Here is a 20472-nt window from a genome sequence, read left to right on the forward strand (position 1 = left end):
ACCGATACAACCACAATCTCCGTGACCTTGCCAGCTTCCTTCAGGCGGATCGCCTCTTCAACCGCAATCTCGTCGAACGGATTCATCGACATCTTGACGTTGGCAAGCTCAACGCCCGAACCGTCTCCCTTCACACGGATCTTTACGTTGTAATCGACAACCCGTTTTACTGCGACAAGGACTTTCATCAGTTTCTCCAATAGAGCTTCAGCAAACTGTGCGGAACCGCTCAACCATAACATCGAGGACTTCGCCCGGATCCCGCTTCCACCAATTATCGACCGAGAAGACTTCGACTTCGCAAGGTCCGTCGTAACCGGCATTTTCAATGTTTTCTCGAATGAACCTCAGATCGGCGACGCCATCCCCCATCATGCCGCGATCAAGCAGCACATCGCTGGTATCCGCGAGCCAGTCACAAAGGTGGTATCCCAAGATGCGCTCCTTGCCAGCTCGCTTCAACTGAGCCGGAAGGTCAGTATCCCACCAAACATGATAAACATCGACTGCAATACCAAGATTGGGCTCGGCAAGCGCCTCGCAAATGTCAACGGCATCGCGAAGGGTGGTCAAGCAGGAACGATTACCGGCATATACGGGATTAAGAGGCTCGAGCGCCAACCTAACATTGCGTTCGGCTGCATAAAGCACGATGTCACCAAGGCGGTCCGCAATAATCTTCAGACTTTCCGCCGGACCTTTCGAAGCTGGGTGTACTCCACCGACGACAACGGTCAACACAGCCGCGCCGAGTTCCGCGGCCATATCGATTGACGCCTTTGCACCATCAATCACAACATCCCGATTGACCGCATCAGCCCCAACAAGAAATGGCGTACGGCACAGCCCGGCAACCGAAAGGCCCGCCGCCCGCGTTCGTTCACCGATCTCCACCGCGCGCCTGCCGATTTCACGCCGCCAGAACACGATCGAACCGAAACCGCGCGCCGCACAGGCATCAATAAGCCGCTCGGGGGACCAACCGGCGCCATGGCCGTCGAGATTGTGGCCCAGACTGGCAGTGTTGAGCGCAAGTGCTGAGTGATCCTGCGAGAAATCACGCATCATCAGGCTCCATAAAGCGCCAGCAGCTTTTTCATGCGGTCTGCTGCGCGCTCGGGATGGCGCAACAGACCACATTGGTCAGCAAGCCGGAAAAGTTCGACAAAATAAGGAAGTGGACGCATAGCCTGTGCGCCGTTCAACATCACAAAGTGATCTTGAAAGCCGTTCAACCAAGCAATGAAAACTACGCCTGTTTTATAGTATTGGGTTGGCGCACGGAAAATCAGCCTTGCAAGCGGCACCGTTGGGTCCAATGTCGCACGGAAGCCCGCCTTGTCTCCATTCGTCAGTTGTTCGACAGCATAGGCTGCCGCAGGTGCAAGGGGATCGAATATACCCAGGAGGGCATGCGAGAATCCTTCACTGTCGCCTTCGATCAGTTCGGGATAGTTGAAATCGTCTCCCGTAAACATCTTCACGCCAGCCGGTAACAGGCGGCGCATTTGAATTTCCTTTTGCTTATCCAGCAGCGATATTTTGATGCCATCTATCTTCTGGCTATTGTTCTCGATGATGGTGAGAGCCGTTTGCATTGCCGGCTCGAAGGATGAAGCCCCCCAATAGCCCGCAAGCTGCGGGTCGAACATATCGCCAAGCCAATGCAGTATTACCGGATTGTCGCATGCCGAAAGCACTTCGGAATAAATTTTGATATAGTCATCCGGTCCACTCGCGACACGCGCCAAAGCGCGAGATGCCATAAGGATAATGCGCCCGCCAATCTTCTGGACGGCTTCAACCTGCTCCAGATATGCCCGCCGCACCGCATCCAGACTTGTAACTTTTGAAGGATCGAGATGATCCGTCCCACAACCATTAGCGACCAGCGCATCAGGAAGCTCCTCACGTGTGCGGCGTATGAGTTCAAGTGCTCCCGGCCAGTCGAGCCCCATGCCCCGCTGCGCCGTGTCCATAGCTTCCGCTATTCCAAGTCCCAGGCCAGCAAGATAATGGCGGAATTCCATCGTCTTGCTCCAGTCGATCGCAGCGCGTCCGGAAGGATCGCTGGCCGTGAATGGATCAGCCACGACATGAGCAGCGGAATAGATAATACGTGCGGGATTTGATCCAAGTTTCGCGGACGCAATCGTCTTGCCACTCATATGATAGTCCGCGAGCCGACCGCTTGCGTCGGGAAGTGCAATCTTCATGGTGTAACCTCAATAGCGTGGTACGAGCATGCCCGCGTCAGCAGGAATCGTCATGCCAGTTGTATAAGGAAGCCGCCCAGAAGCTAAGGAAGCTACGAGGGTGCCGATCTCCTGCGGGTCTCCGACGCGCGGAAACAAGGTGAGGCCCTGCTCGGCGCGCGTGCGATAGGATTCAATAACCGGAGCTGTCATCTCTGTTGCAATCAATCCCGGCTGCACGTCGTAGACGGCTATTTCGTCTTGTCCCAGGCGCACTGCCAGCGCCTTGGAAATCATAGCGGCGGCAGCTTTTGAAGCGCAGTATTCCGAGCGTTGGACAGCTACAGCCACCGCGTTTGAAGACGTGACATTGATAATCGAGTGGAAGCTTGCCGACCGCTGCCGTTCAAGAAGGCGTCGCGCAAAGGCCTGACTTAAAAAAAACACAGCTTTCGAGTTAACGGCAAAGCAGCGGTCCCAACTTTCTTCTGATACGTCCAGCATGTCGCCGCGTTTCAAAACGCCGACGCCCGCATTATTGACAAGCGTGGTAAGCGGTCCCAGCTTCGCTTCGATCTGATCAAGCGCAGTTTCATATCCACCAATGTCGGTGACGTCGAACGGGGCAGCGACCACCTGAACACCGACAGACGCAACTTTTTCCACTGCTGCGGCCAGTTCTGCATCGTGAGAGGGGCCGTTGATTGCAACAGCGAAGCCTTCTTTGGCCAAAGCCTGCGCCGCGGCAAGCCCAATGCCGCGCGATGATCCGGTCACCAGCGCAACCCGATGGTTTTTGTATGCGGTCACGCCCTGGCTCCTTTTTTCAGGAGCTCTCGAGCGATGATCATGCGCTGTATCTGGTTCGTGCCTTCATAGATTTGCGTGATTTTGGCGTCGCGATAAAGCCGCTCGACTTCAAAACCGCGAATATAACCTGAACCTCCGAAAACCTGAACAGCGTCAGCGGTGCGCTGAACAGCCATATCGCCGGCAAAGCATTTGGCAATCGAACAGGCTTTGGTCGCATCACCCCCGCTGTCGATTTTTGATGCCGCCGATTGAACTAGAAGCCGTGCAGCTTCAATATCTTTTGCCATATCGGCCAGCAGCCATTGCACACCCTGGAATTCAGCGATCTGCTTGCCGAATTGCTTGCGCGTCCCTGCATAATCAAGCGCAGCTTCAAGACCGGCTTGAGCGATACCCACCGCAAGCGATGCGATACCGACACGGCCTTTGTCGAGCACGGACATCATCATATGAAACCCGCGACCTTCAACGCCAAGCATGGCATCGGCGGACAGGCGGACATCGGTAAATGTCAAAGCGCCGACCTGACTCGCACGCTGACCCATTTTGTGTTCTTTAGGACCTTTTTCGACACCTGCGGCATGAAGGTCCACAATAAAAATGGACATCCCCCGATTACCAGCTTCCTTGTCGGTTCTCGCCAGCACAAATCCGTAATCTGCGACAGGCGCGTTGTGGATCCAGATCTTGCCGCCATTGAGCCGCCAGCCAGAGCCGTCACGTTCCGCTGTCGTGCGAATGCCTGAAACGTCAGTGCCTGCTTCGGGCTCGGTTATACAATAGGCTACCTTTGCTTGCGTCGAAAGAATCTCCGGCAACATAGCCTGCTGGTGGCTCGTGCCATGTCGCACCAATAGAGTGGAAATGAGCTCTATAAGGCCGCACTGATCGGCGACAGACGCATAGCCCCTGCTCAGTTCTTCCATAACGACGGCATAGGTCAGCGTGTCAAAACCTGGCCCACCGAGTTCTTCGGGTACGCCAATGCCAAAAAGGCCCAGCTTACCCATCTCGGCATAAAGATCCGCAGGGAAACGCTCCTCCCTGTCCAGCATTTCTGCTGCGGGGCGTATCATCTCGTCGGCAAAGGCGCGCGCCATATCGCGTACCTGCAGTTGTGTTTGCGTGAGAAACATCGCGTCTCCTCCAATAAAGTAACTATCTAGTTACATACATTTGTCTTCCTCGCAAGGTCAAGATGGAAAAGACACCGGAAGGAAGCGGCTTGCACCAAAAATCGCCTCGTGATTATTATGCACCAATTGGTTACTTATGGAGGAGTTTCATGCAGCCAGACGAAAAACGTAAATTTGGTAGAACCGACCTCGAGGTCACCGCTTTCGGATTTGGAACAGCGCCGCTGGGGAATATTTTCCGCGAGATTGATGAAGCGACATCCGAAGCAATGTTCTCTCGCGCCTGGAATGCTGGCATACGCTTCTTCGATACAGCTCCAATGTATGGCCATGGTCTGGCAGAACTGCGTACGGGCCACAGCTTGCGTTGGAAAAAACGTGATGATTTCGTCTTGGCCTCGAAGGTGGGCCGACTTTTACGCCCCGCGCCACGCAATACAATCGACTTTGCGCCGTGGACGAATGCAGCCCCATTCACTATGCATTTCGATTATTCCTATGATGGCACACTACGTGCGCTCGAAGACAGTTTGCAACGCCTGGGGCTGGAGCGAATGGATATGTGCTTCATCCACGATATTGATGTGTACACGCGCGGCAGCGAACAGGCCGAGGTTTTCAATCAGGCAATGGATGGCGCCTGGCGAGCACTGGAACGGCTTCGCTCCGAGAAACTCGTGAAGGCAATCGGCGTTGGCGTCAATGAATGGGAAGTGTGCCACGAAGCGCTGAAGCGTAATGATTTCGACTGCTTCCTGCTGGCTGGCCGCTATACGCTACTGGAGCAGGAAGCGCTGGATACTTTCCTGCCATTGTGTGAGGAACGCGGTGCTGCCGTTGTCGTTGGTGGTGGCTTTAATTCCGGCATCCTTGCCACGGGCGCACGCGAAGGCGCCAAGTACAACTACGCCCCTGCACCACGTGAAATCACGGAAAAAGTGGCAAAGATCGAAGCTGTTTGCCTGGAGCACAATGTGCCGCTGGCCGCTGCAGCGCTTCAATTTGTCGTTGCCCATCCAGCCGTCCCCTCCTTCATGGCGGGCACGCGCACGCTTGAACAGCTGGAGCAAAATCTCGCCTGGTTCGCCCATCCGATTCCAACGGAGTTCTGGAACGACCTCAAGCAAAAAGGCTTGTTACGAGAAGACGCGCCCGTGCCGACATAAGAGGAAATTTCAGCCCGCGCGATGCATAAAGCGCGGGCTGGCTGTCTATCGAATCAGGATTGCACGGAAATCGTTGACATTCGTTCCCGTCGGACCGGGGATAAACAAATCTCCCAACTGGTTGAATGCACTCCACGCATCGTTACGAGCAAGGAGCGAAAAAGGGTCCATCCCCATTTCTCGTAAACGTTGCATACTGTGTCCATCAGCAAAGGCACCGGCATTATCCTCTGAACCATCAATACCGTCGGTATCGGCCGCCAGTGCGGCGAAAGGAACACCTTCGGCTGCAAGTGCAAGGGACAGAAGGAACTCCGTATTGCGCCCGCCACGACCAGTGCCCTTGATGGTCACAGTTGTTTCGCCCCCCGAAAGCATGACAACGGGGCGGGCGAAAGGGCGATTACGCGCTGCAATTTCACGCGCCATTGCCGCGTGAACACGAGCCACATCGCGTGCTTCCCCCTCCATCGCGTCCGACAGAATGACCGCCGGGACTCCCATGGCCTCCGCCCGCCCGGCCGCTGCTTCCAGGGAAAGACGCGCAGAAGCGATGACCCGCACCTCGTTACCCGCAAACACAGCGTCTTCCGGTTTTGGCGCCAGCCCTTGATCTCCTGCGAGCCACGCTTCAATGCGCTCGGGAAGACCAATATTCCAAACCCTGGCCAGATTGCGCGCGCTTTGACGATCCATGGCGTCAGGTATGGTTGGCCCACTGGCGACTTGTGCCGGATCATCGCCGGGAATGTCAGATACAACCAGCGTCACCAGACGCGCAGGATAGCAAGCCGCAGCCAGACGCCCGCCTTTGATTGCCGAAACCTGCTTGCGGATCGCATTCATCACCGATATTGGAGCGCCGCTTGCAAGAAGCGCCTTGTTCATCGCGGCCTCTTCCTCCAGCGTCAGAGCCCCCGGCGGGGCTGGGAGCAGCGCTGATCCGCCGCCGCAAATCAAAGCAACAACGAGGTCATCCTTGGTAAGGCCCCGAACCGCTTCGAAAAGCGCCTTGGATGCTTCCAGCCCTGCGGCATCCGGCACTGGATGCGCGGCCTCCATTACCTTGATATGATCACAAGGCATCGCATAGCCATACCGCGTCACCACAACGCCCTCGACCGGCGCATCCCATAATTTTTCAAATGCTGAAGCAAGCTGGGCCACGCCCTTACCGGCGCCGATCACGACCGTCCGCCCGCGTGGAGGAATGGGGAGGTGAGCGCCAAGCGCTTTTTGTGGATCGGCAGCAGCAACCGCGCTATGAAAAAGCTCCGTCAGAAAACGTTTATCGTCGGATATCATATGCCCATCTCACCGGCGGAATTTCTTGAAACTGGCGGGGCGCTTCTGCCGATAGGCTGCAAGACCTTCTTCCAAATCATCCGAAGCGACAGCGACCGCTCCGGCCAGAGCCTCCACAATACGCTCGCTTTCCTCGCCTTCAGCGACATTGATCAGCATCTTGACGAGTTCCGTTGCGCGCGGCGACCGCTGCAGCAAGCGAGAGGCAGACGCCTCAGCAGCCATCAAACCATTTCCCGTCGCGACGACCTGATCTACCAGACCAAGCGAAAGCGCCTCATCGGCAGAAAACACTTCACCAAAGAGCGCCATGCGGCGAACCAGTCCAGAGCCGAAGCGCCGCGACACACGCTGGGTTCCCGACCAGCCGGGTATCACCCCGAGACCGGTTTCCGGCAGGCCTATTTTCACATGTGCTTCCGCGATGCGCATATCGGCGCAGGCCGCGAGTTCAAGTCCGCCGCCCAAAGCATGCCCGTTCAACACAGCGATGACCGGCACGCTCAGCCGCGCCAGCGCATCGAAAACGTCATGTCCATCACGCAACCAGCGGCGTGAAAAATTATCCGCATCGAGTTGGCTCCAGGCATCTATGTCGCCGCCCGCACAGAAGGATTTTTGCCCCTCTCCGGTGAGAATGACCACACCGGCATCGGACCGCTCGATCTTTCGGCAGGCGTCAAGCAGGGCATCCGCCATGCCGGCATCGATTGCGTTGAGTTTTTCCGCGCGCCGAATTGTCAGGCGCGCAATATGGCCTTCTAAAAGAAGCTCGATACGTGCATCACTCATAGTGCAAGTTCCATCAGGCCAGGGCGAAACAGCGCTCCGTCAATCGTCTTCAAAGTCCTGGAAACACGCAATGGTGTAGCGGCCTGATCGAGAACATCGCGCTGAAGATCAATGCCGGGCGCAACTTCCGTCACAACGAGCCCGTCCTGTTCCAGACGGATCACGCAACGCTCGGTGACATAGGTCACATCTTGTTCCTGCATGCGGCCACGCTTGCCGGAAAAGCTGACCTGATCCACCTTACGAACAAACTTCGCAATTTTGCCTTCCCTGTCGATCACGAGGCGGCCGTCTTCGACGCGCATCTTTGCGCCCGCATTGAAGTTGCCGGAAAAAACGATTTTCTTTGCCCGAGTGGTGATGTCGACAAAACCGCCTGCGCCTGCGGTGCGATGTGGCGTTGCCGCCAGTCGGCTGACATTGACCGATCCGTCGGCATCGACTTCCAGAAATGACAGGAGCGAACAATCAAAAGCCCCTGCCTGAAAATAGCTAAACTGGTGCGGGGAAGCGACAAACGCCTCGGCATTGGAAGCACAACCGAACTTGAAATCAAGCAACGGCACACCACCTACCGCCCCTTGCTCGATAACCCAGGTGATTTTTCCGTGATGTCCTTCTTCAATCAGGATTCGCGGTACATTGGCTGAAATGCCGAAACCAATATTGACCGCCCAATCAGCCTTCAGTTCCTGTGCAACGCGGCGCGCGATGACTTTGCCCACATCGAGCTTTGGTATATCGAAACTATCAAGCGGACGGAAAAGCTCGCCCGAGATCGCCGGATCGTACTGCGTTGCCGTGGTTTGCAACTGATCGGGCGCCTCTACGATCACGTCGACCAGAATACCGGGCACCCGAACGTCATGCGGGCGGATTGTACCGCTTGCCGCGACACGCTTCACCTGTGCGATTACGATGCCTCCGGAATTTCGGGCGGCCAGCGCCATTTCCATGGCTCCAAGTGTGGCGCCTTCATGCTCGAAGGTGAGATTGCCCTTCTCATCGGCGGTCGTCGCGCGAATGATCGCTACATCGGGACGAATGGCCGGAAAATGCAGCCAGTCTTCTCCTTCAAAAGAAACCCGCTTGACCAATGGTTTCGCGCGTGCGCTGGCGTTCATAGCGCAGCCTTCCTGATCGGGATCCACAAAAGTATCCATCCCGACCTTTGTCAGCACACCGGGCCGTTTGGCCGCGCCCTCACGCAACATATCAAAGACGATACCGGAAGGCACATTCCATGCGGCCAGCTTCTCTTGCACAATCATCTGCCAGATAAGCGGAGGCTCGGCATTGCTGGGCCCGGATGGGTATGAGCCGCCGATAATCTGGACAAGCATTTCGGGCTTCGCGATATGATCGACGCCGCGCGTGCCAAAGAAATCGCCGGCCGCAATCGGATGAACTGAAGTCAGGCCGCGCGGGTGCCCCTCATTGTCGAACCGCTCACCCAAAGCCTTCAAAACGGCATCAGGGCAACAAAGGCCGGAAGATGAGTTGACGGCTATGACTGCACCGTCCTTTATGAGCTTTACCGCGTCCTCCGCTGACTTCACCTTCCGCATCAAAACCTCCACATGCCTTTGCATTAAGTAACTAACTAGTTATACATTAATCACAAGCGGTGCGGGCACGCAAGCCGGTTCTCGCCGCGCAGCCTCAACACCAATCAGGGAGGACACATGAACATCTATTTTCAAAAGAGCTTTCAGCGCGGTTTTGGTACCTATCCGCTTAAGGGAGCGGAATTGCGAAATGCCATGGAAGCAGCGTTTGCCGCAGGCTACAGAGCCTTCGATACGGCGCAAATGTATGGCAATGAGACAGATACGGGCCACGCATTGGCGATGTGTGACATTGCCCGTGACGAACTGTGCATTACAACAAAGGTGCATCCCGAAAATTATTCGGAAGATAAGTTTATTCCCTCGGTCGAAGCCAGTCTGAAAGCCCTCAGGCTTGATCATGTCGATGTTCTGCTTTTGCATTGGCCCGACACAGGCGGTGAGATTGCTTCTTCCCTGCGCCTGCTGCAATCAGCACAGTTGCGGGGCCTTACCCGCTTCATCGGCGTATCAAATTATACCGCACGCATGATGCATGAGGCCAAAACGATCGTTGACGTGCCGCTCGTCACCAACCAAATTGAATTCCACCCTTTGCTGGACCAGAGAAAACTTCTGGCGGCCGCAGAGCAGACAGGCATTCCGCTATCCTCTTATGCATCAATCGCCCGAGGCGAGGTATTCAAGCACAATCTCTTTTCAGAGATTGGCGATAGCTATGGCAAATCGGCAGCGCAGATCGCGTTACGCTGGATATTACAAAAGGGCATACCGCTGAATACGATGTCGACACGGCCGGAAAATATAAAGGCCAATTTCAACATTATGGATTTTACTTTGTCGTCGATCGATATGAACAGGATCGATACCCTCAATGCCCTCGATTATCGTGTCGTCAAGTCAGGCCAACTGCCTTGGACGCCCGAATGGGACTGAAAAAAGAAGGCGGCCAATGGCCGCCTTCTTATGAATATATCGATTGGATCAGGCGTTGCCGCGGATCATGTCGGCAGCTTTTTCTGCAATCATTATGGTCGCGGCGTTGGTATTGGAGCCGACCAGACTTGGCATGATGGAACTGTCGCAGATACGAATGCCGTCAACGCCATGCACACGCAGTTGCGGATCAACGACAGACATTGCATCCGTTCCCATCTTGCAGGTGCAAGTGGGATGATAGGACGTGCGACCATACTGACGGGCATAAGCGATATAGTCCGCCTGCGTCCTCACATTCTTATCAGGAAAGCGCAGCACCTTGATGTATTTTTGCAGGGACGGCTGATTGAATATCTCTTGACTGATCTTCAAGCCCTCAACAGAAATTTTCAAATCTTCCGGGTCAGCGAGATAATTGGGATCGATGACCGGCAAGTCCCGCGGATCGGCGGAGCGCAAGGCAACCGTTCCACGTGACTTCGGTCGAAGCGTATATGAGTTGAGCGTTATGCCTGAAGCCCCTTTCGATACGCTTGGAACTCCAGCTTCCGCCCCTGCACCGGCAAGGAAATGGAACTGCAGGTCAGGACTGGCGCACTCTTTGTCGCCATACCAGAATGCACCACCTTCAACAACATTCGAGGTGATAGGACCTGAATTGAACAGGGAATACTGAATACCCGCCCACAACATCCAGTGGAGCTTGTTGTATTTATCAAGGCTGTCATGATTCTGAAGTTCAGCGACGATATCGACGCCAAAATGATCCTGCAGATTCTCACCAACGCCCGCGAGGTCCTCTATCACATCAATGCCATGGCTACGCAGGGCAGTGGCTGGCCCAATGCCTGACAGCATCATCAGTTTTGGTGTACCAATTGCACCGGACGTCACAAGCACTTCACTATCGGCACGCGCTGTCATTTGTTTGCCGTTGATCTCGTAATCGACCCCAACAGCGCGCCGGCCTTCAAAAACAATCCGCAGGACCAATGCGCCGGTGACCAGAGTCAGGTTTGGGCGTTTCAGGGCCGGCCGCAGATAGCCAACGGCTGCGGAACAGCGGCGGTTATTACGGATCGTCGTCTGATAAACGCCAGCCCCTTCCTGGGTTGGTCCGTTGAAGTCCGGGTTATAGGGAATACCGTATTCCTGGCAGCTCTGCACAAATGCACGCGTCATGCGTTGTGGATCAGGAAGGTTTGAAACTCCAAGAGGCCCATCGGTTCCATGCCAGCCACCCGACAGAATCGTGTTACCCTCCGAACGAAGGAAATACTTTTGTACATCCTTGAAACTCCATCCTTCAGCGCCTTCACTTTGCCAGCGATCGTAATCGCTCGGATGACCACGTGTAAAAACCTCGGCATTGATGGACGAGCCACCGCCAAGTACTTTAGCCTGCACATACGGAATCTCACGATTGTTCGCATGTCGTTGAGGGGTGGTTTTGAGCCCCCAAGTCAGGGGGCCCGTAGTCATTTTAGCAAAGCCAACCGGCATATGGATGAAAGGATGACTGTCCCGTCCGCCCGCTTCAATAAGACAGACACGTGCAGAAGGATTTTCCGAAAGACGCGCGGCAAGGACGCAGCCAGCACTCCCTCCCCCGACGATCACATAATCAAAACCTGTCGTCATCATGCTATCCAATGCGAGCGTTTGCCTATTTCGACGTGAACGGACTTGATTTGCGTATATTCCTCGACGCCGTATATCCCGGCCTCGCGACCCCAACCAGACTGTTTGAAGCCTCCAAGCGGCATTTCCGGCCCGCCCGCCATGATCGTATTCACCCAGAACCGGCCGGCACGTACGCGTCGTGTTACCATAAGCGCCTTGTCGATATTCTTGGTCCAGACACTTGCCGCAAGACCGTAGACCGTATCATTTGCCATTCGGATCGCGTCTTCGAGTGTATCAAAATGCATGGAACAGAGTACGGGGCCGAAAATCTCATCCCGAGCAATCGCCATTTCTCGAGAAACGCCCGAGAAAAGCGTCGGTGCAATATATTGTCCGCGGCCAAGGTCAAGCGGCGATCCGCCACAAAGAAGCTTTGCACCCTCCGCTCCGCCTTTGGCTATATAGTCCAGAATCGTAGCGTTCTGCGCTTCAGTCGTTATTGCTCCAACTTGGGTATTTGGATCCAGCGGGTCACCAACGCGGATTTTGGCCATTTTCTCCACGAGCAACTTTTCAAAATCCGCAGCGATTGAACGCTCAACAATCAGGCGCGATGAAGAAACACAGCACTGTCCTGTATTGAAGCTAATTCCAAATGCTGCGGCATCCGCCGCGTCTTCCAGATCTGCATCGGCAAATACAACGATCGGATTCTTGCCGCCCAGTTCCAGACCAAGTTTCTTGAAATTGGAGTCAGCGGCGGCATGAACGCAAGAACGCCCCACAGCGGTTGAACCAGTGAAGGAGAGCATGTCAACATCCGGATGTTCAGCCATTGCCTGACCAATAATACGTCCAGAGCCGGTAATCACATTAAAGACACCTGCAGGCAGACCGGCTTCCGCCAGTACTTCGGCCAACAACAATGTGCTCGCCGACGTCACCTCCGATGGCTTGACGACCATAGTGCAGCCGGAGGCCAGAATAAACGGCACGCGCTCACACAAAATCAGGAACGGAAAATTCCAAGGTGTAATCAGGCCAACAACACCGATAGGCTCACGCAACACCATGCCGAAAAGATCGTCACCGAGTGAATTGAAACTATCGCCGTGCAGAAGCCGTGCCGCACCTGCGCCAACTTCAAAACAGGCAATGCAATTGTCGATTTCTCCACGAGCCTGCGAGATCGGCTTACCGTTTTCCAGCGTCTCCCAATAGGCAATCTCATCGCGTCGGCGACGCAGAATCTCCGCTGCCCTTAGAAGCACGCCGGCGCGAGACGCTCCTGACAATCCCGACCAGCGGCGATCCTCAAAGGCCCGCCGCGCCGCCCCTACAGCTTCGTCAAGATGCTCGGTGGTACAACGAACGGTTCGTGTGACAGGCGTTCCATGGCCAGGCGAAAGTCGTTCGAAGTAGTCAGTCCCTTCCTTCCACCTACCATCGATAAAGAAACCGAACGTACGCGCTTCGCGCGGGGGCGAAAGAAATGCGTTATTGTGATCCATCGGATACCTCCACTTCGATTTTATCACGCCGCAATGGCGATCTGTGTCTTGAGATGTTGCGGTCGCTGACCAATGGTTTCGAAAGCCTCCTGGATATCCTCCAGGCTATAGCTTGCATTCGTGAAATTTTCCGTCTGAAAGCGCCCATGCGACAGCAAGGTTAGCGCATCGTGCATGTCCGCGCCCATGCCGGCGACAGAGCCTTTCAGACCGTTCTCCTCAAGTACTGCTCGAAGAATATTGACCGGTATCGCTTCGTCCGGTGCGGTAATGCCGAAGAACGCGACGTGCCCGCCCCGTCTGATCAGATCGAAGGCTTGCTCGTAGAGCTTGCGGCTGCCGACGCTTTCAATCACAAAGTCGGCACCGCGTCCGCCCGTCATTTGCAAAACCGTCTGGTGAACTTCAGCAGGATCCCTTACGGCGAAATCCGCGCCTGCGGCAAGGGCCATTTGACAGCGCTCCGGTGAAAGATCAACGACGATAATCGGAGCTGCACCGACCAGCCGCATCATCTGCACATGAAGATTTCCAATTGGCCCAGCGCCGAGCACGACCACTGACTGGCCAAAACTCACGCCCGCCTTGCGTGCCGCGCGCACCACACAGGCAACAGGTTCGGTCAACGCAAGGATGTCATCGGCTATATTGGTAGATACGGGGATGGCCAGTCGCGCAGGAACCGAAACATATTCCGCGAAAGCCCCATTGCGGCCAATGCCAAGCTGGGTGACTTCAGCACAGTTAAGCACCTCGTTGCGACGGCACCAGAAACAGGTTCCACAGCCTATATTGATATCAACGACGACGCGCGATCCCACCGAAAGATGCTTTACATTGGCCCCGCACTCGGCAACCGTTCCACAAAATTCGTGACCTGGAACCAGCGGCAAACTATCGACAGCATAGTGGCCGTTGAAAATATGAATATCGGTTCCACAAATTCCGGTTCGCGCCACGCGTATAAGCACGTCCTCCGGCCCTATGCGAGGCACATCGATCTCACGCACCTCAAAGCGCCGTGGAGCTGAAAGGAAAGCTGCTTTCATTTTCATGAACTATTCCTTTTTTACTTTACGGTGCGCAGTTTGGCGCGATCAATCGTCAATGCGATTGCTGCGATAAGCACGATGCCAAACAGCATTTGCTGCTTGGTCGCGTCGATTTCGAAATAGAGCATCGATGCGCGGATAACCGCAACGATCAGGGTACCGACAACAGTGTTGATCACCCCACCGACACCACCTGTAAGCGGCGTGCCTCCGACCAGCACAGCAACAATTGCGGGAAGCAAAAAGCCGTTGGCGATGGTCGGCGCGCCACCGGAGAGCTTGACCGCAAAAAGAAGGCCCGCAACCGCGGCCAAGGCACCTGATATGGCGAAAGCCAGAACCTTGAAACGCTTGACGTCAAGACCTGAAGCCGCGGCGGCTAGCTCTCCGGCTCCGACCGCCTTAAGCGCACGCCCAAGTGTGGTGCGGCGTTCAATAAATAGACAGATCGCCACCAATGCCCCCGCGATGAGCAATTCATGCGGCACACCAAAACTACGGCCGATCATCCAGCCGAAAGTTTCGTTACGCTGAATGGCGTCCATGTTGAGCGCTCGTTGACCAGAGAGCCATTGTGCGATGGAAAACGCAATGCCGCCAACTGCGAGCGTCGAAATGAAAGACGGCACATAAAGCCTTGTCGTTACGAAGCCCGAAAGCGCGCCAAGAAGAAAGCCCGACAAAATACAAAGTACGGCCACCCACGGCCCCAGGGATGCAAGGTAAACAGACGCGATGACCGTTACCATATTTGCCATCGATTGAGCCGAGAGATCGATACCGCCAATGTAGATCGCAAAGGTAAGACCGAGTGCCATGATGAAAAGCGGCACAATATCGCCTGCTATACCCAGAAGGTTCGACGGCCGCAAAAAGCCTGGATCAGCGAAACCCACGATTGCGACAAGCACAACCAGGGTAATCCAGGGCAAATGTGGTTTAAGGCGCTGAATATCCATCTTATCCTCAGATCATATAATGCAGCAGATCAAACGGCGTCGGCTTGGAAGCCGGGTCGGCCGAAAAGCATTTCTGGATACGCCCATCCTTGAGAACGACAATGGTGTGCGACAATCCAATCGCTTCTTCCAGCGTATCTGCAACCAAAACGATCCCAACTCCTGCCGCGCTCATCTCACGGATCATGTCGTAGACGTCTTCCTTGGCGCCGATGTCGAGACCTCGGGTGGGATGATCGAGAAGCATGATGTCAGAACCGCCTGAACGCCATTTGGCCAGCACAACCTTTTGTTGATTACCGCCTGAGAGATTGCCACAATCGGCAAACTCGGAATGAGCTTTGATCGACAGCTTGTCGATCCAGTCACGGGCAAGGGCTCGTTCCTCCGCGACCCGCAGAACACCGCCGTTTGAATGCTTCTTCATTTGTGAAAGGGTCATGTTCTCATAGACATTCATGCCGGACACAATGCCTTCAATCTTGCGCTCGCGCGGCACATAGCCAACGCCATTGGCAACCGACTGGCGCGGAGAATAAGCATTCGCCTCCTGCCCTTTGATCCGCAAGCATCCGATTGACGGCGTCAACATGCCATAGATTGTCCGAAGGATTGCCTCGCGGCCCGACCCTTCCGTGCCGACCAAACACAGCACCTCGCCGGCATGAAGCTTGAACGAGATATCGCGGACCCGGCCAGGCAGGCCGACATTCTCCATCTCGACAAGCACATTTGCAGCGTCAAAAGGCTTCTGGAGATGTTCCCGGTAATATTGTTTGTCGACGTTGCGCCCCACCATCTTATGCTGGATTTCTTCGGCGCTCGCGCCGCCGCGACCAACAACATCCACGACCTGGCCATCTTTCATGACGTAGATGCGATCAGAAAGTTCCATCACCTCATCCATACGGTGAGAGACGAATATAAAGGACGCACGCGTTGTCAGTTCTCGTACCAGTTTGAAAAGCAGCCCGACCTCTTCCTTTGACAAAACCGAGGTGGGTTCGTCGAGCAAAATGACAAGATCGCCGGCGACACGTTCTTCCAGAGTCAGTACCTTAGCCAATTCCACCAACTGACGCTGAACAAATGACAGTTTCGACGTGACAAGTGTCGGATCGATATCAAGCTTTACCTTGGCAAGTTGTTGGCTCGCCGCTTTTGCCATTGCCTTCCAGTTGACGACGCCAAAACGCACAAACTGGCGTTCGTAACCAAGGAAGATATTTTCCATCACAGTGAGGTTCGGGATGAGCGACTGCTCCTGGAACACCATCCCGATACCCTTTTCCATCGCCTGGCGCGGATTAGCAAAGCGAACGGGGGTTCCATTGATGAGCACCTGTCCTCCGTCCGGTTGATAGGCGCCATAAATGACTTTCATCAAAGTAGATTTACCGGCGCCGTTTTCGCCGACCAATCCGACGATCTCGCCGCGCTTGATGTGAAAATTGATACCCTTCAGGGCATGAACGCCTGGGAATTTCTTGTCGAGGGATTTGAGCTCATACATAGTGCACACCTCACTTGACGAAGGAGACCATCTTGCGGTCGGTCGACAACACAACCGCCACAATAACAAGGAGACCGAGCACGCCGTCCTGAATGAAATCGGGAAGGCCAATAACGACCAGTCCGTTGTCTATCACATTGACGATCAACACGCCCACGAGCGCATTCCACACGCCCCCGATTCCGCCCCAGAGAGCCACACCACCGACCACAACGGAAGTGATGGACACGAACATGAAGTTTGCACCTGTTACCGATTCCGCCTGGCCTATACGCGCCACAACCAGTATGGCGGCGATGGCATAGAAAATACCCGCAAGCGCAAAGCCCACAATACGGACGCGCTTGACGTTAAGACCCGATGCGTGAGCAAGATCCTCACCGCCACCGACCGCATAAAAATTGCGCCCAAGCGTGGTGTGCGTCTGAATGAACCAGGCCACGAGGAAGAAAAAAGCCGCAATGTAAACCATCAATGGAAATCCCAGCCAGCGAACGGTCAGCAAGCTCCGAAAAGCGCTATCGCTAACTCTGACGATATCTCCGCCTGTGAGCAGGATCGCAGCCCCTGTTCCAACGAACCCCATGGCAAGGCTTGCCATAAAAGACGGTATCTTTAGCTTAACATGCACAAGTCCGTTCAATAGGCCTATGAAACCGCCAAGCATCAATATTATCGGAAGGGCAATCCATCCGAGACCTGTCGAGGATCCGCCGAAATAAGCGAAGACAAAGGCAAACGAGACCGCTGTCAGTGAAATCGCCCCTTCCATGGAGAGATCGATCGACCCCATTATGATTATGAAAGTCACACCCACAGCCACCATGAGTGCCGGAGCCGATGCAATGGCAATGCGTGCGAAATTCCTGACCGAGAAAAATGTGGGATTGAGCGCAGTGAAAAGAATGATAAGAGCTAACAGCACCAAAAGCGGTGCCCACTTGATCAAGGTTACGCGCGATAGATGACGTGCCACGTCGGACTACCCTCTTCCTATGAAGTCTGAACTGGGAAAAATGGCGACGGCACTCTGACCGCCGCCAATCGGCAAAGATCAGTATTTGATCTGACCGTTCGTAGGACCCCAGAAATCTTTCCAGTCATATGCGGGAACCGCATCCAGATACTTGGCTCTGAAATCGGCCGCATCTTTTTGGGTGATGAGGATCGTCGGTCCATAGAACTCGCGATGTTCCTTTGGCTCCTCCGAAGGCTTGAAGGTTCCAATTGCGGCATGATAGGCGAGCGCAGCGCTGATGCCGCCGCCCCAATGGGGGTTGGTAAATACCGTAGCGAGAAGCTGGCCTTCCATCACCATTTGCACGGCTTCCGGATTGCCGTCATAGGCCACGATCGGCATATTTTCGATGCCTTCGGCGCGCAGGGCTTCAATAACGCCGTAAGCGATATTGTCAGCTGCGCAGTGCACACCCTTGATCTTGTCTCCGTATCGAGTCAGGAAGGAAGACATCAATGCTGCACCCTTCTGGGTATCCCAGTCAGCAGGCTGTGCATCGAGCAATTCGATGTTCGGGAAATCTTTCAGGGCATTTTTTAAGCCGTTAAGGCGTTCAACAGCCGGATTATTGGCAGCGATACCCCCAAGATGCACCACCCCGCCCTCGCCGCCCATGGCTTCGAAAAGGATGCGCGCGGTCTCCTCGGCCGGCTTCTCATCCGACCACGTCATATGGGAGACGTAGTTATCGCCGAAGTCCCAGGGATGCAGATCGTCGGTTTTGTTCCATATCGTGGAAATAAAACCGCCAGCGGCTTGGACTGCTTCAACCACGGGACGCGCATTGGGGCTATCGTTGGGATCGCAGGCTATCGCGCAATTGCCATTGCTCTTGGCGAGAAACGCCTTGATGTCTGCCAGCGACTTTTCAGTCGAGCCCTCGTTGATCAGACTGACTAGCGCCGTTTTTGGCCTTCCAAGCGATTCCACGAAGGCTTCGCCGCCCGAAACGACCGAATTCCAATATGCTGATGCGCGGTCGCGATAGCTCCACGCAATCGCGGGATCGCTCAATGCAGCCAGCGCCCCACCACGCCCGAAAACTCCTGGTATGGCAACAGTGCCCAATCCGGCTGCAGCGGCGAAAAGAAAATTCCGACGGTTAAGCGTCTCACGCTCAATAAAATCTTTTATGAAGCTTGACATATGTTCCTCCCGAATTCCGTCTGAAAACGTATCCCGGGCTGCGACTGGCTCGACATTGGCGAGTTCGTTCGTCCGCTATCCGTGATCGGCGCCACTCCTATAACGCACTAACTGGTTACTGCATTATTGCACTTCTCGTCAAGTGGCTTACAATGAACTTGCGCGTGTCGTGTTAACGGTTTGATTTTGACGACACGCGATTCGTACGTGTATGAGTAAATTGCACACACCAACCCCAGCGGAGGACAGGCCTTGAGCGTGACAAGCGAGCAGCAAGAAAAATCAGGCCAAAAACCACGTATCCGCGATGCCGAGGCGACAAAGCTGCGCATTCTGGAAGCTGCAAAAAAAGAATTTGCAAAGAACGGTTTGGGCGGCGCCCGCGTGGACGATATTGCTGAAAAGGCCAAATCCAACAAGCGGATGATTTATCACTACTACGGAAGCAAGGAAGATCTCTTCCGCATTGTGTTAGAGAACGTTTATCTTGAAATTCGCGCTGCGGAGCAAAAATTAAATCTCAAGGACCTTGATCCAAAAGCCGCGCTCGAAAGGCTCGTGCGCTTTACGTGGGAGTATTATCTCAAGAATCCCGAATTCCTCACGCTCGTAAACAGCGAAAATCTGCATCGAGCCAAGCATCTCAAGAAATCCGAAATCGTTCGGGCTTCCAGTCGCAAGCTTGTCAGTATGGTCGCGGAACTATTGGAGCGAGGAGTAAGGGACGGTGTTTTTCGTGAAGGCATCGACCCTGTGCAACTGAATATTACGATTGCCGCGGTTAGCTATTACTATCTGACAAACCGGTTTACAGGTTCAATAATTTTTGAGCGCGATTTAATGGCAAAATCTGCTCTTGAGGATCGGATCCTATTCAACGTAGAAACAATTATGCTTCTTGTCTGCAAGAAATTTTAGCATATTTATTCTTAACAGTATATTCATTATATTTTTAAAATTTCATAATAGAATGAATATTAAATAGCGATTGTCCGATTATTTCAACGCATCAGAAGGATTACTCGAACCCGACCGATTTTTTGCCAGCCTTTAAGTCGAGAAATATTTACGTGTCGCTCGGTGCATTCTCTGGGTTAAATTTTTAGCCATTCGTCTACAACGAAGTGTTCTATGCTGACTCCGCCGTTAGCCGATGTGCGGCTTGTCAGTCAAGAATCTGGGCCAAGCTTCTCAACCGCAACAATCGAGTTCCCTAAACGCCTTGAAGGGAAATGAACCCGCGACCTGAGCTTTAGGTCTTTCTAAGCTATTGTTAGCGCTAAGCAATGAGCGGAAGGTGCTAATCAGTCCGACGCAGCCCCCGAAAATTGCAGACATTGCAATAAAGTCTGAAGCAATAAATCACCACGTCATTCCGCAAAGTTGGCCAGTTGGTATCGCCCACTCCCTGTTCACAACATCAATCAGGATAATTTTCTCCTGCTTGCTTTTGCAATCAATATTGCGGACGATATTACCGGATGCCCATCCGGGAGAACTCTTGGGAGGAAAGACATGCAGCATTACGCACTGAAATCGCTTTCCCTTGCCACTGTCATCGCCATTGCAAGTCATCTGCCTTCGGCTCAAGCGGCATCGCCAGCCCCGGCGGAAGGCCAGAATGGCATGGTGGTTACGGCCCAGCATCTTGCCTCGCAAGTCGGTATCGATGTGCTGAAGAACGGCGGCAACGCCGTCGATGCGGCGGTTGCGGTCGGCTACGCGCTGGCGGT

Annotated in this window: 17 protein-coding genes and 2 pseudogenes; 4 read left to right on the forward strand and 15 right to left on the reverse strand. The window is 54.3% G+C overall.

Annotated features, from left to right (window positions below; translation table 11 throughout):
• The 5 genes and pseudogenes from FHW00_RS23800 to FHW00_RS23820 form a co-directional block, all read right to left on the reverse strand.
• A pseudogene (locus tag FHW00_RS23800) lies at positions 1–188 on the reverse strand (electron transfer flavoprotein subunit beta/FixA family protein); the annotation flags it as partial.
• A 19-nt stretch (positions 189–207) separates the two neighbouring features.
• A complete protein-coding gene (locus FHW00_RS23805; RefSeq protein WP_078341257.1) occupies positions 208–1065 on the reverse strand; it encodes a sugar phosphate isomerase/epimerase family protein in 858 nt (285 codons plus the stop codon).
• 2 nt (positions 1066–1067) lie between these two features.
• Positions 1068–2216 carry a dihydrodipicolinate synthase family protein gene (locus FHW00_RS23810; RefSeq protein WP_078341254.1) on the reverse strand — a complete coding sequence of 383 codons (1149 nt, stop codon included), beginning with the start codon at positions 2214–2216 and terminating at the stop codon, positions 1068–1070.
• Between the two features lie 9 nt (positions 2217–2225).
• A complete protein-coding gene (locus FHW00_RS23815) occupies positions 2226–3005 on the reverse strand; it encodes a 3-ketoacyl-ACP reductase (protein WP_078341253.1) in 780 nt (259 codons plus the stop codon).
• Positions 3002–4144 carry an acyl-CoA dehydrogenase family protein gene (locus FHW00_RS23820; RefSeq protein ID WP_078341252.1) on the reverse strand — a complete coding sequence of 381 codons (1143 nt, stop codon included), beginning with the start codon at positions 4142–4144 and terminating at the stop codon, positions 3002–3004. The genes FHW00_RS23815 and FHW00_RS23820 overlap by 4 nt, the downstream gene beginning before the upstream one ends.
• Positions 4145–4293: 149 nt before the next feature.
• On the opposite strand from FHW00_RS23820, the gene FHW00_RS23825 reads away from it, so the two are divergent.
• A complete protein-coding gene (locus FHW00_RS23825) occupies positions 4294–5310 on the forward strand; it encodes an aldo/keto reductase (protein ID WP_078341251.1) in 1017 nt (338 codons plus the stop codon).
• A 45-nt stretch (positions 5311–5355) separates the two neighbouring features.
• Here FHW00_RS23825 and FHW00_RS23830 read toward each other — a convergent pair whose 3' ends face one another.
• The 3 genes from FHW00_RS23830 to FHW00_RS23840 are packed head-to-tail and all read right to left on the reverse strand — an operon-like array spanning position 5356 to position 8975.
• A complete protein-coding gene (locus FHW00_RS23830) occupies positions 5356–6615 on the reverse strand; it encodes a glycerate kinase type-2 family protein (protein ID WP_078341250.1) in 1260 nt (419 codons plus the stop codon).
• 9 nt (positions 6616–6624) lie between these two features.
• Positions 6625–7407 (reverse strand): enoyl-CoA hydratase/isomerase family protein, encoded by a 783-nt coding sequence (locus FHW00_RS23835; RefSeq protein WP_078341249.1) that lies wholly within the window; start codon positions 7405–7407, stop codon positions 6625–6627.
• Positions 7404–8975 (reverse strand): acyl CoA:acetate/3-ketoacid CoA transferase, encoded by a 1572-nt coding sequence (locus FHW00_RS23840; protein ID WP_078341248.1) that lies wholly within the window; start codon positions 8973–8975, stop codon positions 7404–7406. Before FHW00_RS23840 ends, FHW00_RS23835 begins: the two co-directional genes overlap by 4 nt.
• Positions 8976–9092: 117 nt before the next feature.
• Here FHW00_RS23840 and FHW00_RS23845 point away from each other — a divergent pair, with 117 nt between their 5' ends.
• The gene (locus FHW00_RS23845) at positions 9093–9911 is read left to right on the forward strand and encodes an aldo/keto reductase (RefSeq protein WP_078341247.1); all 819 of its coding nucleotides are present in this window, start codon (positions 9093–9095) and stop codon (positions 9909–9911) included.
• Between the two features lie 48 nt (positions 9912–9959).
• Here FHW00_RS23845 and FHW00_RS23850 read toward each other — a convergent pair whose 3' ends face one another.
• The 7 genes from FHW00_RS23850 to FHW00_RS23880 all read right to left on the reverse strand — a co-directional run bounded on the left by FHW00_RS23850 (position 9960) and on the right by FHW00_RS23880 (position 18739).
• Positions 9960–11555 carry a GMC family oxidoreductase gene (locus FHW00_RS23850; protein WP_078341256.1) on the reverse strand — a complete coding sequence of 532 codons (1596 nt, stop codon included), beginning with the start codon at positions 11553–11555 and terminating at the stop codon, positions 9960–9962.
• A complete protein-coding gene (locus FHW00_RS23855; protein WP_078341246.1) occupies positions 11555–13051 on the reverse strand; it encodes an aldehyde dehydrogenase family protein in 1497 nt (498 codons plus the stop codon). The genes FHW00_RS23850 and FHW00_RS23855 overlap by 1 nt, the downstream gene beginning before the upstream one ends.
• Before the next feature lie 23 nt (positions 13052–13074).
• A complete protein-coding gene (locus FHW00_RS23860; protein ID WP_078341245.1) occupies positions 13075–14106 on the reverse strand; it encodes a zinc-dependent alcohol dehydrogenase in 1032 nt (343 codons plus the stop codon).
• A gap of 14 nt (positions 14107–14120) precedes the next feature.
• Positions 14121–15062: an ABC transporter permease gene (locus FHW00_RS23865; protein WP_078341244.1), complete on the reverse strand. Its 942-nt coding sequence runs from the start codon at positions 15060–15062 to the stop codon at positions 14121–14123.
• 7 nt (positions 15063–15069) lie between these two features.
• Positions 15070–16575, reverse strand: coding sequence for a sugar ABC transporter ATP-binding protein (locus FHW00_RS23870; protein ID WP_078341243.1), 1506 nt, complete (start codon positions 16573–16575; stop codon positions 15070–15072).
• Positions 16576–16585: 10 nt separating this feature from the next.
• Positions 16586–17551 carry an ABC transporter permease gene (locus tag FHW00_RS23875; RefSeq protein WP_078341242.1) on the reverse strand — a complete coding sequence of 322 codons (966 nt, stop codon included), beginning with the start codon at positions 17549–17551 and terminating at the stop codon, positions 16586–16588.
• Between the two features lie 78 nt (positions 17552–17629).
• The gene (locus FHW00_RS23880) at positions 17630–18739 is read right to left on the reverse strand and encodes a sugar ABC transporter substrate-binding protein (protein ID WP_182514704.1); all 1110 of its coding nucleotides are present in this window, start codon (positions 18737–18739) and stop codon (positions 17630–17632) included.
• A 252-nt stretch (positions 18740–18991) separates the two neighbouring features.
• Here FHW00_RS23880 and FHW00_RS23885 point away from each other — a divergent pair, with 252 nt between their 5' ends.
• Together FHW00_RS23885 and ggt are read left to right on the forward strand one after the other, a co-directional pair.
• A complete protein-coding gene (locus FHW00_RS23885) occupies positions 18992–19657 on the forward strand; it encodes a TetR/AcrR family transcriptional regulator (RefSeq protein WP_109366364.1) in 666 nt (221 codons plus the stop codon).
• A 597-nt stretch (positions 19658–20254) separates the two neighbouring features.
• Positions 20255–20472: pseudogene (gene ggt / locus FHW00_RS23890) on the forward strand (gamma-glutamyltransferase); the annotation flags it as partial.

This window comes from Ochrobactrum sp. P6BSIII (assembly GCF_014138065.1).
Lineage (GTDB): Bacteria > Pseudomonadota > Alphaproteobacteria > Rhizobiales > Rhizobiaceae > Brucella.

Excerpts from the sequence above, each read along its gene's own strand:
- FHW00_RS23865 (WP_078341244.1), bottom strand. The coding sequence starts at position 15,062 with ATGGATATTCAGCGCCTTAAACCACATTTGCCCTGGATTACCCTGGTT.
- FHW00_RS23850 (WP_078341256.1), bottom strand. The coding sequence starts at position 11,555 with ATGACGACAGGTTTTGATTATGTGATCGTCGGGGGAGGGAGTGCTGGC.
- FHW00_RS23880 (WP_182514704.1), bottom strand. The coding sequence starts at position 18,739 with ATGTCAAGCTTCATAAAAGATTTTATTGAGCGTGAGACGCTTAACCGT.
- FHW00_RS23870 (WP_078341243.1), bottom strand. The coding sequence starts at position 16,575 with ATGTATGAGCTCAAATCCCTCGACAAGAAATTCCCAGGCGTTCATGCC.
- FHW00_RS23830 (WP_078341250.1), bottom strand. The coding sequence starts at position 6,615 with ATGATATCCGACGATAAACGTTTTCTGACGGAGCTTTTTCATAGCGCG.
- FHW00_RS23810 (WP_078341254.1), bottom strand. The coding sequence starts at position 2,216 with ATGAAGATTGCACTTCCCGACGCAAGCGGTCGGCTCGCGGACTATCAT.
- FHW00_RS23860 (WP_078341245.1), bottom strand. The coding sequence starts at position 14,106 with ATGAAAATGAAAGCAGCTTTCCTTTCAGCTCCACGGCGCTTTGAGGTG.
- FHW00_RS23805 (WP_078341257.1), bottom strand. The coding sequence starts at position 1,065 with ATGCGTGATTTCTCGCAGGATCACTCAGCACTTGCGCTCAACACTGCC.
- FHW00_RS23825 (WP_078341251.1), top strand. The coding sequence starts at position 4,294 with ATGCAGCCAGACGAAAAACGTAAATTTGGTAGAACCGACCTCGAGGTC.
- FHW00_RS23835 (WP_078341249.1), bottom strand. The coding sequence starts at position 7,407 with ATGAGTGATGCACGTATCGAGCTTCTTTTAGAAGGCCATATTGCGCGC.
- FHW00_RS23840 (WP_078341248.1), bottom strand. The coding sequence starts at position 8,975 with ATGCGGAAGGTGAAGTCAGCGGAGGACGCGGTAAAGCTCATAAAGGAC.
- FHW00_RS23820 (WP_078341252.1), bottom strand. The coding sequence starts at position 4,144 with ATGTTTCTCACGCAAACACAACTGCAGGTACGCGATATGGCGCGCGCC.
- FHW00_RS23855 (WP_078341246.1), bottom strand. The coding sequence starts at position 13,051 with ATGGATCACAATAACGCATTTCTTTCGCCCCCGCGCGAAGCGCGTACG.
- FHW00_RS23845 (WP_078341247.1), top strand. The coding sequence starts at position 9,093 with ATGAACATCTATTTTCAAAAGAGCTTTCAGCGCGGTTTTGGTACCTAT.